The 16177-nt window shown below is 29.6% G+C and carries 13 protein-coding genes; 7 read left to right on the top strand and 6 right to left on the bottom strand.

Annotated elements, in window-relative coordinates:
• Positions 1-16 precede the first annotated feature (16 nt).
• From Q0731_RS03830 to Q0731_RS13195, 7 genes are read left to right on the top strand one after another with little or no spacing between them, the layout of a single operon-like run.
• A complete protein-coding gene (locus tag Q0731_RS03830; RefSeq protein ID WP_299060110.1) occupies positions 17-1801 on the top strand; it encodes a class I SAM-dependent DNA methyltransferase in 1785 nt (594 codons plus the stop codon).
• A complete protein-coding gene (locus Q0731_RS03825) occupies positions 1801-3099 on the top strand; it encodes a restriction endonuclease subunit S (RefSeq protein WP_299060106.1) in 1299 nt (432 codons plus the stop codon). The genes Q0731_RS03830 and Q0731_RS03825 overlap by 1 nt, the downstream gene beginning before the upstream one ends.
• Before the next feature lie 6 nt (positions 3100-3105).
• Positions 3106-3579, top strand: a complete 474-nt coding sequence (locus tag Q0731_RS03820; RefSeq protein ID WP_299060103.1) for a hypothetical protein — start codon at positions 3106-3108, stop codon at positions 3577-3579.
• 27 nt (positions 3580-3606) lie between these two features.
• Positions 3607-6588 (top strand): type I restriction endonuclease, encoded by a 2982-nt coding sequence (locus Q0731_RS03815; RefSeq protein WP_299060100.1) that lies wholly within the window; start codon positions 3607-3609, stop codon positions 6586-6588.
• A 49-nt stretch (positions 6589-6637) separates the two neighbouring features.
• Complete coding sequence (locus tag Q0731_RS03810) at positions 6638-7921, top strand: hypothetical protein (protein WP_299060097.1); 1284 nt, start codon at positions 6638-6640, stop codon at positions 7919-7921.
• Complete coding sequence (locus tag Q0731_RS03805) at positions 7911-8849, top strand: DNA-processing protein DprA (RefSeq protein WP_299060094.1); 939 nt, start codon at positions 7911-7913, stop codon at positions 8847-8849. Before Q0731_RS03810 ends, Q0731_RS03805 begins: the two co-directional genes overlap by 11 nt.
• Before the next feature lie 10 nt (positions 8850-8859).
• A complete protein-coding gene (locus tag Q0731_RS13195; RefSeq protein ID WP_366915396.1) occupies positions 8860-9135 on the top strand; it encodes an AAA family ATPase in 276 nt (91 codons plus the stop codon).
• Positions 9136-9155: 20 nt separating this feature from the next.
• Here Q0731_RS13195 and Q0731_RS03800 read toward each other — a convergent pair whose 3' ends face one another.
• The 6 genes from Q0731_RS03800 to Q0731_RS03775 form a co-directional block, all read right to left on the bottom strand.
• Positions 9156-10373, bottom strand: a complete 1218-nt coding sequence (locus Q0731_RS03800) for a site-specific integrase (protein ID WP_299060092.1) — start codon at positions 10371-10373, stop codon at positions 9156-9158.
• A 260-nt stretch (positions 10374-10633) separates the two neighbouring features.
• Entirely contained in the window at positions 10634-11914 is a 1281-nt protein-coding gene (gene rodA, locus Q0731_RS03795) for a rod shape-determining protein RodA (RefSeq protein ID WP_299060089.1), read from the bottom strand.
• On the bottom strand, positions 11895-13781 hold the full coding sequence (gene mrdA / locus Q0731_RS03790) for a penicillin-binding protein 2 (protein ID WP_299060087.1): 1887 nt from the start codon (positions 13779-13781) through the stop codon (positions 11895-11897). The genes rodA and mrdA overlap by 20 nt, the downstream gene beginning before the upstream one ends.
• Positions 13781-14284 carry a rod shape-determining protein MreD gene (mreD, locus tag Q0731_RS03785; RefSeq protein ID WP_299060085.1) on the bottom strand — a complete coding sequence of 168 codons (504 nt, stop codon included), beginning with the start codon at positions 14282-14284 and terminating at the stop codon, positions 13781-13783. Before mreD ends, mrdA begins: the two co-directional genes overlap by 1 nt.
• Positions 14277-15104, bottom strand: coding sequence for a rod shape-determining protein MreC (mreC, locus tag Q0731_RS03780; RefSeq protein ID WP_299060083.1), 828 nt, complete (start codon positions 15102-15104; stop codon positions 14277-14279). The genes mreD and mreC overlap by 8 nt, the downstream gene beginning before the upstream one ends.
• A gap of 19 nt (positions 15105-15123) precedes the next feature.
• Positions 15124-16152: a rod shape-determining protein gene (locus Q0731_RS03775; RefSeq protein ID WP_299060081.1), complete on the bottom strand. Its 1029-nt coding sequence runs from the start codon at positions 16150-16152 to the stop codon at positions 15124-15126.
• Positions 16153-16177: the final 25 nt, after the last annotated feature.

The following is a 16177-nucleotide window of genomic DNA, read 5'->3' as shown; positions in this document are numbered from 1 at the left end:
AATAACAAAACAATAAATGAGCACCAATAATAACAAAGTAGACGTAGGTTTTATCTGGAGAATTACAGACGATGTATTAAGAGACGCCTTCAAGAAAAATGAAATAGGAGATGTGTTATTACCATTTGTAGTAATAAGAAGATTAGATTGTATGCTCGAAAATGTAAACGAAAAAGTACGCAAATCTTACACCGATTTTAGAGACAAAGTAAGTGAAGATAAATTAGACCCAATCCTAAAGAAGGCTGCAGGAGGTTTAACGTATTACAACACCTCAAAACACACCTTACATTCTTTAAAAGACGAACCACAATACATAGAAATCAACTTTAATAATTACTTAAATGGTTTTAATGCAGAAGTAAGAGATATTTTAGAAAGCTTTCAGTTCGATAAAGTAATTGCACGTTTGGTAAAAAACCGTTTGTTGTATGAAATGATAGATGCTATTTGCAAAATAGATTTACATCAAGATACGATTGATAACCATTCTATGGGATATGTTTTTGAAGAATTGATTCGTGTTTCTAACGAGCAATCTAATGAAACAGCAGGAGAGCATTTTACGCCAAGAGATGTAATTGCACTAATGAATGCAATTATCTTTACTCCAGAAAAAGAGGAATTATCTAAATCAGGAATCATTAGAACTATTTTTGACCCTGCTTGTGGTACAGGTGGAATGGTAAATTTAGGTAAGAATTTTGTATTAGATGAGGTTTGTAAAGACAACCAAAACAAACCTACTATTTTAACGTTCGGACAAGAATTGAACGAGCAATCTTGTGCCATTGCAAAATCGGAAGCCTTAATATCTGGTGAAAACCCAAGAGATGTAAAACACGGAAACTCATTTACAGACGATCAATTTCAAGGCAAGAAATTCCATTATATGATGGCAAATCCGCCTTATGGAGTTACTTGGAAAAAAGATAAAAATTATATAGAAAACGAAGCATTAAACCCTGCAGGACGTTTTTATGCAGGAACACCAAGAACAAGTGACGGACAATTATTGTTTTTACAACATATGATTTCTAAAATGGACGAGAAAAATGGTTCTCGTATTGGTGTGGTAACCAATGGTTCTCCTTTGTTTACTGGTGATGCAGGAAGTGGCGAAAGCAATATTAGAAAATGGATTATAGAAAACGATTGGTTAGAGTGTATTGTTGCCTTACCAAAAGATTTGTTTTACAACACAGGTATTAACACCTATATCTGGTTTTTAACCAATAAAAAAACCAAAGAACGTAAAGGAAAAGTACAGTTGATAAATGCAAATGCAAGCAAAGTAACAGGTACAAATGCCAAAGGAAAAGAAGAAACCGAGCATATTTTTGCACGTTCTAATAAAAAAAGTTTAGGAAACAAACGAAACGAGTTAACCCAAGAACACATAAATGAATTAACAGATATTTACACCAAATTCGAAGAAAACGATTATTGTAAGATTTATAATAACGACGATTTTGGCTTTTACCAATTAACCATAGAACAACCTTTGTACAAAGAGGGTAAAAAGGTATTAAGTAAAGGAAACCCAAAACCAGACTCTAAAAAAAGAGACAAAGAAAATGTACCGTTAACAGAAGATCTAGAAAGTTATTTTACCAAAGAAGTGTTACCACACGTGCCAGATGCTTGGATAGATTATGACAAAACACGTATTGGTTACGAAATTAATTTTACCAAATATTTTTACGAATACAAAGGTTTACAACCTGCATCTGAAATTAAAGCAGATATTATACAATTAGAAAAAGATATTGCAACACTTTTAAATGATTTGTTGGTATAATGAAGAAATACGAAGTATATAAAGAGAGTGGAATAGAATGGATGAAAGAAATCCCTGATAATTGGTTGAATATTAGATTAAGGTATTTGTGCGACATTACAACAGGTGATAAAGACACAATTAATCAAGTTGTAGACGGTGAGTTTCCATTTTATGTTAGGTCTAAAGACATAAAGAAAATTAATTCTTTTTCTTATGATGGTGAAGCAATATTAACTGCTGGAGATGGAGATATTTGTAAAATATGGCATTACGTAAATGAAAAGTTTGATTTTCATCAAAGAGTTTATATGCTCTATAATTTTAAGTCTGTAAATGGTAAATTTCTATATTACTTTTTGAAAGAAAACTTTATTCACGAGGTTTTAAAATTATCAGCTAAATCTACTGTAGATTCTTTAAGGTTACCAATGTTTTTAAATTTTCCATTGTGTATACCCGAGAATTCCAAAGAACAAACCCAAATAGCGAATTATTTAGACCACAAAACTACTATTATAGATGGGTTAATTGATAAAAAAGAGCAACTTATAAAAAAGTTACAAGCCCAAAGAAAAGCCATTATTAATGAAGCAGTAACCAAAGGTTTAAATAAAAATGCCAAAATGAAAAATTCTGGTATTGAATGGTTAGGAGAAATCCCTGAACATTGGAGTTTTATCAGTATTTCTAAAGTGGCTAAAAGCAATAGATATTCAATCACTGGAGGTCCATTTGGTTCTGACTTAAAGCAGGAAGAGTATACAGAAAAAGGAGTTAGAATAATTCAATTACAAAATATAGGCGTTGGTGAGTTTAAAAATAAATATAAAATTTTTACTACTGAAAAAAAAGCTGATGAATTGTTCAGTTGTAATGTTTTTCCAGGTGATTTAATTATAGCTAAAATGGCTGATCCAGTTGCAAGAGCTTGTATAGTTCCAAATTTTGATGAGAGGTTTATTATGGCATCAGATGGAATAAGATTTGAAGTTGATGAAACTAAATGTTATGTAAAATTTTTAGAATACGCTATAAACTCTAAATATTTGAATTTTCAAGCAGAATTAAAAAGTACAGGTACTACAAGATTGAGAATTGGTTTAACTGAATTTAAAAAATTCAAACTTCTTCTTCCAAATTTAAAGGAACAAGCAAAAATCTTATTTTTCATAGAAAATAAAGGTGGTATAATTATCAAATCTGTGTCGTTATTAAAAAATCAAATCAAAAAACTAAAAGCATATCGTCAAGCTATCATTAGTGAAGCAGTAACAGGTAAAATAGATGTAAGAGATTGGCAAGCACCAAAAAAGTAGAAAACAATGGCAACTTCAAATTATTGGATCGTAAAAAATGAAAATTTCGAGTTTATACAAAAAATTAAGGGATATAATGCCCCTAAAAATATTGTTCATTTAACAAAGCCAATTTATTTGTCTAATGGTGTCAGCGTAAAATATACTGTAGTATATAAAAGAAAGAAAAAAATAAATTGTTCAAGATTAAATTTTATCTATCAAGGGCATATTATCTATAAAAGAGATATTGCACACACATCTTATTATATGGATAAATTTGGGAATTTTGTAGATGATTTAAACAGCATTAGTAATTTATCTAATCAAGAATTAGCAGCGTTACTGCTAAAAGCACAAACCAAAGCTTGGGAAATAATAAAGAAAGAAAGAGAACAAATAGAAAAGTTAATTACAAAATTGAAAAATAAAAATCGTGAAAAAGAGAAAGCACTTGCTGACTTAAATCAGATTATTTCATTAACTAAAAGAGAACTTTAATTTTACGATTAAGAAAAAGAAAAAGTTATGGCATCAGGAACTAAAGAAATTCATTTCGAAGAACATATAGAAAATTATTTAACTAATAGCGTTAAAGAATATACAAGTGTTTCATCTGCTTTGTATGATAAAGATTTGTGTGTAATTCCATCAGAAATTATTGCCTTTATAAAAGACACACAACCAAAGCAATACCAAGCATTAGAAAAACAATATGGTGCTTTAGTAGATGTTAAAATTGTAGAAACCATTGCTAAAAACATCACTAAAAATAAAACGTTAGACGTTTTAAGAAATGGTGTAAAAGATAGAGGACAAAAATTAACGTTGGCGTATTTTAAACCTGCGCATAACAAAACACCAGAACACGAAGAAGCGTATGCAAAAAACCGTTTAAGTTTAGTGCGTCAGTTTCAATATTCTAATCGTAACAAAAACGAGATAGATATTGTGTTGTTTATTAATGGGATTCCCGTAGTTACAATAGAACTTAAAAATGCGTTAACGAGACAAAATCATCACAATGCAATTAAGCAATATATGCAAGATCGTGATCCGAAAGGAGAACCTTTTTTAGAGTTTAAACGTTGTTTGGTTCATTTTGCAGTTGGTACAGAAAAGGTTTTTATGACTACGCAATTAAAGGGAAAATCTACTTTCTTTTTACCATTTAATAAAGGCTTGGTTAATGAAAACCCTAATGGTTTTGCAGTTTCTTATCTATGGGAAGATGTTTTAAGAAAAGACTCTTTATTAAGCTTGGTGCAAAACTTTATAAGTGTACAAGTTGATAAAGAGAAGGTTTATAATCCATCTACAAAAAAGTTAGAAGAAAAGAAATCTACAAAATTATTGTTTCCTCGTTTTCATCAAAGAAGAGCGGTAAACAGAATTTTAGAAGCCTTAAAAGAAGACGGAACAGGGAAAAATTATTTGGTACAACATTCTGCAGGTTCAGGTAAATCGAATACCATTACTTGGTTGGCATATCAATTGGCAAATTTTTATCAAAAGTATACAGACAGTAAAGCATTATTCGATTCTGTAATTGTGGTTACAGATAGGCGGGTTTTAAACAAACAGATTCAAGATAATATCCGTCAGTTAGACAATACACCAGGTGTTGTTGCGTATTTAGATGAAAGAACAACTTCGCAAGATTTAAAAGATGCCATTAATGATAAGAAGAGAATTATTATTACCACAATTCAAAAGTTTCCTGTAATTTCAGACGTTGTAGGTAGCTTTTCTGATAGAAATTATGCTGTTTTAATAGATGAAGCACATAGTTCTCAATCTGGAGAAACATCAAGACATATGCGTAAAGCATTAAGTTTAGAGCAATCTGCAGAAGCAGAAGCGCATATAAAAACAGCAGATGAAATTATTGCTGAAGAAATTGCTAAAAAAGGAAAACAAGAAAATATTTCTCAATTTGCGTTTACGGCAACTCCAAAACCAAAAACGTTAGAGTTGTTTGGTACAAAAATAAATGGTCAATTATCCGCTTTTGATGATTATACCATGGAAGAAGCCATTAAAGAAGGCTTTATAAAAGATGTGTTAAAAAACTATATGTCTTTTAAACGTTATTATAAATTGATAAAACATTCAGAAATTGACGATAAAGAATACGAAAAGAAAAAAACGGTACGTGTTTTAGCTAATTATGTAGATTTACAAGACCACGCAATCGATAAAAAAGCACGAATTATTTTAGAGCATTTTGTAAGTAAAACGCAAAATGAAATTCAAGGACAAGCAAGAGCAATGTTGGTTACAAAATCGAGATTACACGCAGTAAGATTCAAACGTAAGTTCGATGAAATTATGCAAGAATTAAACTTGCCTTACAATGCGTTGGTTGCTTTTTCTGGAACTGTAAAAGATGATGAAACTGGTGGCGAATACACAGAAAGTAATATGAATAATCTGGAAGGTAAAATCAGTATTCCAGAAGCTTTAAAATTACCAAAATTCAGAATTTTAATTGTTGCCAATAAATTTCAAACAGGTTTTGATGAACCTTTGTTACAAACCATGTTTGTAGATAAAAAATTAGGTGGCGCAAACACAGTACAAACACTTTCTCGTTTAAATAGAAACAGAAAAGGGAAAGACGCAACCATGGTTTTAGACTTTGTAAACGACCCAGAATTGGTGCAAAAAGACTTTCAGCATTTCTATGGTAAAAACTATATGGAAGAAGAAAATGAAACAGATCCTAATAGTTTGTATGATGTTTTAAACACAGTAGAAGATTACAAGGTTTTTTACGAAACAGAAGTAAATGCTTTTGCCGAAATATTTTTTAGACAAGGCGATAATTTTGAGTTAATTCAACCAATTTTAGGTTCAATTTCAAATCGTTTTGCAGATGAATTAGAAGAGGAAGACCAATTAGGTTTTAAAGCGGCAGCAAAGTCGTTTATAAAAATTTACCGTTTTTTAAGTCAGATTATTACGTTTACAGACGTAGAATTAGAAAAGAAATATGTTTTCTTAACAGCATTACTTAAAAAATTGCCTTATGTACAAAGTAGTTTGCCTTTAGATGTTGTAAATGATGTTGAGTTAGATAGTTATAAGATTCAGTTTAAGTTTGAAAAAGATTTATCATTAGTAAAAGAAGATGGTGAAGATTACGGAATGGCACCTGAAGGAGCTGGAGGAAGTGTAGATGAAGATGTAGATTATTTATCTAATATTATAAAAGTTTTGAATGACACCTTTGGTTTAGAACTTACGGGAGAGGATAAAATAGATTTTAACCGTGTCAAGAAAAATTTATATGACAATCAAGAATTAATGTCTTATTTCAATAAGCAAAATTCAAAAAATGATATCAAAGACAAATTTGAAGAGGAAGTGGATGATGAATTTTTAAACTTCATAAACACCAAGTTAGATTTCTATAATAAAATGACCGATGACAAAGCGAACAGCATGTTTAAGAATTTGTTATTTCAAGAAATTTATAATCGTGAGGTTCGGGGTTTAGACAAGTAGTTCTAGTAAAGTAATATACTTATATAGGCTCAAAAAAATACAATTAGCTATGATTATATTTTTAGATTTAGATGGTACTCTAACAAATACTACCCATCCTTATTTTAAAAAAATGAAGGATGGTGTTGATGAAACTGATATTTCATTAATAAGAAAATATGTATTTCCAGATGCTCTTGATTTTATAAAAAATCAAATTTTAATTGGCAATAGATTATTTATTGTTTCTGATAGTCACCCAAGGTATGTGAAACCTATTTCAGAACAAATTTTCAATTTACCTTTTTTAAGCTTAGCTGATAAGCCTAATGACAGAAGAACAAGAGACTTTATTGAATCTATACCTGACCTCAAAATAGCATATAAAGAAAAAGATAATTTCATAATTGTTGGAGATAGTTGGTTAGATATAGCTTTAGGTAGATTGTTAAATATAAAGACGGTACTTACTAAATTTTATAAAAGCTATGTAAAAGAGGTGCGAGATGATATTGGGGATGATAGAAGACCTATCAAAGAAGGCCCTACATATTATGCTAAAAATTTTAAAGAACTGTCTAGTATAATTTCTAACCCTTTAAAAAACTTATTAGCTTTAGAAGCCGTTTTTCAAGGCAAAGAAACAGCAAATGCAGTAAAGTTTACATTTCAGAAACACGTAAATGGTTTTACAGCATTCCGTTGTTTAGCCAGGCAAGAAGATGGGGTATGTGATAAGTATGCAAGAGCGGATAAATATTTTCAAATTGGTCACCCAAATAGATCTATTGATTTTCTTGAAAAATTATCACTATCTGTTTCTAATTATTTAAAAAAAGTTGAATCTTCAAAAAAAGTCAATTGGGATTATTTATCTTATGTGTCAGATAAAAGAACAACAATTCCTTCAAATAAAATGAAGCAGATATTTGATTTGGTTGAAAGCAATATTTCAAAAGTTAAACTTTTTGAATGGGATAACAATGTAGTAGGTAGTTTAAGAAATCAACCTGATTACGCATCGCGTAGAACGTTTATTTCTAAATATCTTTCAACTAATAAAATATATGATTTAAGCGAAAAAAGTATTATCGTTATAGATGACCAATTCACTTCCTCAGCAACAGCTTATGAGATTGCTACTCAATTGAGAAAAAGAGGAGCTAAAAACATTCTATTCATAGCGCTATTTTATTTAATTTTACCACTATCAAATAAATTATGCCCAAGGTGTAATAAGGACATGAAGATAAAAATAAACCGTAATAATGGCAACAAGTTTTATTCGTGTACACCACCAAAATATAAAGGTAATGGCTGTGGTTATTTAATAAATATTTACAATGAACAATAGAATACTACATATTCTAGCACTTTCCTTGATTAAAGGTGTTGGAAGCGCATTTGTAAAAAGGCGTATAAATGAGATTGAAACATATATAGATGATCTTGACTTATTAGGTAACATGCTTGGAGGAAAAGTTACAATTGATGTCATAAATGAAAACTTACCGTTAGCACAGAAAATAATTGAAGAATGTATTGAGAACAACATTATAATGACTTCTATTATTTGTGATGATTACCCATCATTATTAAAAGAGATTAAAAATCCACCTTCAATTCTTTACTTAAAAGGTAATGTTGCTAATTTAGAAAAATGCATAGCTCTAATTGGGTCTAGAAAATCAGATGAATTAGGAAATGCCATTGCTTCTAAAATTGGCAATTATTTTTCTAAGAATTGGTCAATATGTAATGGCTTAGTAGACGGCATAGATAAAAATGCTATTTTAAATAATGAATCCGTTTTTCCAAACATAACAGGCGTCATATCTGGCGGATTAAATTACCATAAAACGTCTTCGAAAATAACGATAGAACTAGCTGATAAAGTATTAAATAATAATGGGTTGCTAATTTCTGAAAACCCTCCAAATAAGCGTGAAGATCAATTTTCAGGAAGCAAGGCAAGTAGAATACAAGCAGGTGTGTCCAAAGGTGTTATATTAATTCAAAGCAGTAGCTCTGGAGGCTCAAAATATACCATTAAAACATTTTCTGAGCTAGAGAGGTTGTTAGGAGTTGTTAATTTTATGGGAAATGTGAAATTTGAAGAAGAAGAATTGTTCTCTGGAAATAGATTGCTAATAAATAGCGGGATAGAAGGAGTAGCAAAGATGTGTGAAATAAACAAACTAACCACGATTAAGACAAAAAGCATTATTGAAATAAAAAACAAAGATGATTATAATTTTTTCGAAAAAGCATTACTAAAATAAGACTTAATGAATATTAAAAAACTTCCGAGTTTTTAAGGATAAAACAACTTTTCAGTTAAGACCTTTTACCATTTTAACAAGACCTAATAATTCAGGTAAGAGTTCTTTTATTAAGTATCTATTGTTGCTTAAGGAAGGTGTTTCTTTATTAAATTTCACAAAAGGAGAGCATAATTTAGAAAATTATGATAATGTTTTGAATTGGGAAAGTGATTCAAAAGAAATAGAATTTGAAACTGAAATCGAAAATGAGTCAAATGTAAATTATACATATCGCCTTATTTAAAACCTTGCGAAAAACGATGTTTAATTAAGTAATAAATCACAAGCATCATCTAATTCACTAGTACCTAATTCTTTTAAATACGCCTTAGTGGTACTTAATTCTTGATGCCCTAAACTCTCACTAATCACTTCGGTAGAACTCCCATTAGTTCTCATACAATTAGCGAAACTATGTCTAGCCACATAGCTGGTAACGTTTTCTTTTATGCCACAAAGTCTAGCTATTTCTTTTAAGTCTTTATTAAAAGTAGTCAATACTTTATCCTTTCTATTTTCAATTTGTTTAGATGTAAGATTGTCTTTAAGCAGTATTGGAAAAATATATTTTGTATTAGTAAGCTTATTTGTTTTGTAATAATCTAAAATTTGTTGAATAGGCTCTAGTTTCTTTATAGAAAAATTAACACCTGTTTTAGATCTTTTATACTTCACTCTATCTTTTGAAATATTAGTATCCGAAAGTAGGAGCATGTCTATAAAATTCATTCCTCTTGTAAAGAAGCTAAATATAAAATAATTCCTTGAGTTTATTAATTCTGGGTATTCAGACAAATCTAGGTCTTTAATTTTATTTATATCCTCAAGATCTAATGCGCTTTTTATACCCGTACCTTTAAGTTTAGAAACTTTGTACACTTTAAAAGGGTAATTACTCTCCTTAGTAAGGTTTCTTTTAATAGCTTGATTATAAACCGCTCTAATAGCTCTCATTTTAACACCAATGCCACCACCTGTGCCACCTCTTTTTCTTAAGAAAACTTCATATCTATAAAGAAAATCTACATTTAAATCTTCAAAATTTAATTCAACCGAATTTTTATTAAATAACTTCAATGATCTATAAGTATCATTATTAACCCTTGCGCTGCCAGTTCTGTCGCTATCCAGCATTTCACTAGTTATAATACTAAAAAAGCTAAAAAAATTATTATGTAAAGGGTTCGTGATAATTAGAAGCTCTTTTTCAAAGGCACTAAAACTAAAATCCTTCTCTTCTAATTCAAAATTGTTTATAATTTTTAAAACCCGAGATTTATATTTAGTCAGTACTCTGTTGTTTTGAATTGTATTGTCGTTTTTTGAATTAAACTCTCCAGTTTTTCCATTCCATTCTTTTAAGGATGAATTAAAATGTGTTCTAAAAAATTTAGATTTCCTGAAGTGTGTAACCCTTAAATAAATAGGGTATTCTTTATTGGTTAACTTTGTTTTTCGTAATACAATTTTTATAGTAGGCATAATTCTTAAAGTAACAGTACAACATTAGTACAACAATTGATGGGGTAAAAGTAAATTAAATATAACTAAAAGAAAAGTTATATTATTTAAAACATTGAAAATCAATTGAAAAGAAAATTAATGAAGCTATATGAATACTAAAAATAGCTGACTCATAATCAGAGGGTCCTTGGTTCGAGCCCAAGTGGGACCACAAGTAATTGCAAGCCTTTACAGAAATGTAAAGGCTTTTTTTATGTGTTTTTTAGAAGAATTTAATTTTACCAATCGTAATTTTTATGGGCATCTAATCTTATAAAAATAAATAGTAAAATGGTAAAACCCCATAAAGAAGAGCCTCCATAACTAAAAAAGGGGAGTGGTATACCAACAGTAGGTAGTAAGCCTATAACCATCCCTATATTTACAATAACATGAAAAAAGAGTATCGAAGCTACACCATAGCCATAAATTCGCCCAAACTTGTTTGAGTGTGATTCAGCGAGGTAAATAATGCGATATAACATCAACATAAATGTTATAATTACTAAACTGCTTCCTAAAAACCCCCATTCTTCACCTACAGTACTAAAAATATAATCTGTATGTTGTTCAGGCACAAAATCTCCTTTGGTAATATTCCCTTTTAAATATCCTTTTCCCTTAAATCCGCCAGAACTTATTGTTAGTTCTGATTGATAAGAATTATAGCCAATATTTTTTTTATCTGTTTTTAAGCCTAAAAGAATTTCAAAACGATCTCTATGATGCTGTTTAAAAACGTTGTTATAAGTATAGTTAGAGCCAAATATAAATAAAGTACTTACAATGTATATTGCTAAAATTTTATGCCAATTAAAACGAAGCAGTCTTTTTCCATCTTTATAAACAGTATAAAAGATAACGATACTGATTAAGATGAGTAAGACAAGTAATACAGATATATAATTAAATAATATGGTTAAAATAAATAAGATAATAAATATTGATCCAAAAATAATATAGTTTAACGTAAGTCCTTCTCTATTTAAAACAAAAAAGAAAGCAACGTAAATTAGAGCAGAACCAGCATCTGGCTGAAGTGTAATTAAAAAAGCAGGTGTAAAAACAATGATAAATGCTTTAATTTGGTTTTTAACTAACCCTAAATTATATTGCCTATCACTTAATAATTTTGCAACTGCTAATGCCGTAAAAGCTTTTACAAATTCAGAAGGTTGTAAGCTCATTGGGCCAAAACTAAACCAAGATTTAGCACCGTTTATTTCTTTACCAAGAGGAAAGAGTAGAATTAGTGCAAATATTGATATCATATAAAAAACACTCGAAAATTGTTCGTAAAATTTAGAGTTAAAAAATAGAATAATAATAATGATAGGAATGCTTAAAATAATCCAAAGAATTTGTTTTCCGTATTTTGTAGAAAAGTCTAATATTTGATGATTTTCTTCAGTTTTAGAGGCTGCATAGATATTCATCCATCCAAAGCCTACTAAGGCAAAGAATAAAAAAACTAAAATCCAATCGATATTTTCAAAAATATTATTTCGTTCTTGACGCAATTTCTTTGGGTTTTTGATATAACTTGTCGTAAATACTTTCTAAACTTAAGTCTAACATTTTCTGTTCTCTATATTTATTTGCTTTCGATATTTTTCCTGTCAAATATTTTTCAATGATTAAACTTGTAATTGGTGCAGCAATTGTTGATCCATAGCCACCATTTTCTACAAAAATAGCTAATGCAATTTTAGGGTTTTCTTTAGGTGCAAATGCAACTAAAATAGAGTGATCTGGCAGTTGTATTTTTTTACCATCAATTCTTACAAAGTTTTCTGAAGTACCTGTTTTTCCACAGATTTCAATCCCTTTTACTTGACTCCATCTTCCTGTTCCTGTTTTAAAAACTTCATGCATTGCTTCAATAACAGGCAGAAAATGTTTTTCATCAATCGTTGTTTTTTTTGCAATGGTGTATTTAGGGTTCTCAATTGGTTTTTTATCAACTTCTTTTAAAACATGTGGTGTAAAAAAATAACCTTTGTTTGCTATTGCAGCAGTAAAGTTTGCTAATTGAATAGGTGTTGTTAAAACTTCTCCTTGTCCAATTGCATTTGATATATTGGTAGAGCCATTCCAAGAATATCTATATCTACTATCATAATATTTTCCATTAGGGATTAAGCCTTTTTGCCCTGCTGGTAAATCATACCCTAAATAATTACCTAATCCAAAACTAAAAACATGTTTTTGCCAATTATCTAACCCTTCTGATGGATTGTTGTTTTTTTCTACAATTCTCTTATAAGTATTAGAAAAATAACTATTGCAAGATCTTGCAATTGCTGTTTTTAATTTAATAGGTCTTCCTACAATTCCACAGTGACATCCCATAAATTCGTTTTTTCTTTTACCATATTTAAAGCCATGGTAACATTTAAAGGACGTTTGTTCGTTAATAACATTCTCTTGAAGTCCAATTAGGGCATTCATCATTTTAAAAGGAGATCCTGGAGGATATACAGCTAACAAACCTCTATCATAAGATGGTTTGCTTATTTTATCATTAAAAAGTAGGGTAGAGTTTTTAGATCGTTTTCTACCAACTAACATATTTGGATCATAAGTTGGTGCAGTTACCAATGCAAGTATTTCACCTGTTAAGGGTTCAATAGCTACAATACCACCTCTTTTTCCAGACATTAGTTTCTGTGCATAGCGTTGTAGTTCTATATCTAAAGTTAATGTTAAGTCCATACCATTTTTTGGTAAAGTATCTAGCTTACCATTTAAATAAGACCCTGTAACTTTATTAAGATTGTTTCTTTGTAGATATTTTTTACCCTTTTTACCTCTAAGATATTCTTCATACTGTCTTTCAATACCATCTTTACCAATTAATTCTCCAGGTTGGTAGTAGTTGTTTTTTTTGGCTAAAGCATCATTAACCTCACCAATATAGCCCAAAACATTGGCAGCTGCATTAATTGGATATTCTCTAATAATTCTTTTTTGAATAAAAAAACCATTGTATTTGTGCAGTTTTTCTTGAAGAAAAGCATAATCTCCTTTTGCTAATTGCTTTAAAAAAACAGAGGGTAGGTAAGAAGCATAATTTTCAGCCTTTTTATATCTTCTTAAAAAGTCTTTCTTGTTAATTTTTAAAAGACTGCAAAACTCTAAAGTATCTAAAGGTTTTACTTGGTTTGGTTGCACCATAACATCATAAGAAAGCTGGTTGGCAACCAAAAGTTTTCCATTTCTGTCATAAACATAACCTCTTTCTGGGTAATCATATTTAATTTTTACAGCAGAGTTGTGTATAGGATCGTAACTATCACTTCTTAATATCTGAAGTTGAAAAAGTCTTCCTATAAATACAAGACCAACTAATGTAATTAATAAATAAAGTAAAAAACCTTTTTGCATTATTCGCTTTTAGTGAAAACAGAGGTTGCTAAAAAATATAAGATTAATGTAAAAACACTTGTATTTAATGTGTTAATCAAAACCATTGATATATTATGAAAACTAAAATTAGCAAAAGAAAAGTAAATAAGATGATGAATTACTGTTAAAGTTGATACATATATAAATACTTTACCAAAAGATTCTTGGTGTAAGTTAAAAAAAGGATAATCTGCAGGGTTTTTTCTAAAATAAATTCTTACAAACGAAAGCCTAAAATAAGCTATAAATAAGGTTGAAAAAGCATGGATGCCTCCAGAATCTGAGAAAAAATCAATAAAAAGACCAAGAAGGAAACTTATAAATAGAAATGTAAATCTATTTTCATTCAATGGAAATAAGAAGATAAAAGCAATGTATAAATAGGGGTTTATATTTCCTAGAAAATTAATATTGTTTAGTAATAGTACTTGTAATAAAAACAAGAAAAAAAATAATAAAATTTGATTTATTCTTTTATTCATTAGTACCGTTTTCTAAAGATTTTATTTCTATTTTATCTAAATTTTTAACAACATAAACATACCTTAAATTACTCATGTCGTTAAAAAGTTGAATGTCTACTTTGTTTTCAGCAGTGTTACCTTGGTTAATCTTTAAAATTGAACCTATAGGAATTCCTTCAGGAAAAATGGTAGATTTTCCTCCTGTTTCAATAGTGTCTCCAATTTTTAAAGGAGCTTGTCTAGGAATGTCATGTAATTGAACAATGTTATAATCTTTGCTATCCCATTTTAGAGTTCCGTAATAAGAAGTTTTTCCTTTCAGTCTTGCGTTAATTTCACTGTTTAAATTTAAGATAGATTGTACTCTTGTGTAATTATTTGAGGTGCTTTCTGTAATACCAATAATTCCTTTATGATTAACAATGGCCATTTCCTTGTCAACTCCTTGGTTTTTACCTTTATTAATTGTTAAAAAATTAAAAGGTTTAGAATAATTGTTATTGATAATTTTAGCTTGACTATAAACACTTTTTTGAAAAAAAAGGGTAGAATCTATTGCAATAGAATCTTTAGAACTAACAATTTTGTGTTGTTCTAATAAATTTTTCAGGTGTTTATTTTCTTCGGATAAATGTTGGTTGTCTTCTTTTAGATGAAGATATTCTGAAGTGTTTGCAAGTTTTGTATAAAACCCACCTGTAATTGCATTTGCAGAATTAATAAATTTACTTTTATGAAAATTAAGGTTGTTAAAGATTAGTGTTAGTGCAATAAACTCTAAAAATAAAAAAAACAGAAAATATTTAAACTTCTGAAAAAAATAGATAATCTGCTGCATTGTTAGAGTTTAAAGGCTGCTAATTCATTAATACATTTTTGTATTTTTTTAATTCTTTTAAAGCAATACCAGTTCCACGAACTACAGCTCTTAAAGGGTCTTCTGCAACATAAACTGGCAAATCTGTTTTTCTAGATAAACGTTTGTCTAATCCTCTTAACATAGAGCCTCCTCCTGCCAAGTAAATACCTGTATTGTAAATGTCTGCTGCTAGTTCTGGTGGTGTTTTAGAAAGAGTTTCCATTACTGCATCTTCAATTCTTAAAATAGATTTGTCTAATGCTTTTGCAATTTCTCTGTAAGAAACTTGCACTTGTTTTGGTTTTCCACTTAACAAATCTCTACCTTGAACTAACATATCTTCTGGTGGAGTTTCTAGATCTTCTGTTGCTGCACCAATTTTGATTTTAATTTTTTCTGCAGTTGTTTCACCAACATGTAAATTATGTTGAGTACGCATATAATACATAATATCATTTGTAAACAAATCTCCTGCAACTTTTACAGATTGATCACAAACAATACCACTTAAAGCAATTACAGCAATTTCTGTGGTACCACCTCCAATATCAATAATCATGTTTCCTTTTGGTTCCATAATGTCGATACCAACACCAATTGCAGCTGCCATTGGCTCATAAATTAAGTAAATTTCTTTGGCATTCATGTGTTTTGCAGAATCACGAACAGCTCGTTTTTCTACTTCTGTAATTCCTGAAGGAATACAAATAACCATTCTTAATGCTGGTGGAAATACTCTTTTTTTGATGGATGGGATTTGCTTTACAAACTCTTTAATCATCTGCTCTGATGCTTCAAAATCTGCAATAACTCCGTCTTTTAAAGGACGTATTGTTTTGATGTTTTCATGGGTTTTTCCTTGCATAAGGTTGGCTTCTTTACCAATTGCAATGATTTTTCCAGAAATTCTATTTCTAGCAACGATAGAAGGACTATCAATAACCACTTTTCCGTTGTGAATTATCAATGTATTTGCGGTTCCTAAATCAATCGCAATATCTTCAGTCATAAAATCGAAAAAACCCATAAAATATCTTTATTGTATTATTTTT

The sequence above is a fragment of the uncultured Polaribacter sp. genome (assembly GCF_947497695.1).
Classification (GTDB): Bacteria; Bacteroidota; Bacteroidia; order Flavobacteriales; family Flavobacteriaceae; genus Polaribacter.
The sequence above is the reverse complement of the archived record's forward strand: the minus strand, read 5'-3'. Positions and strand labels throughout refer to the sequence as shown.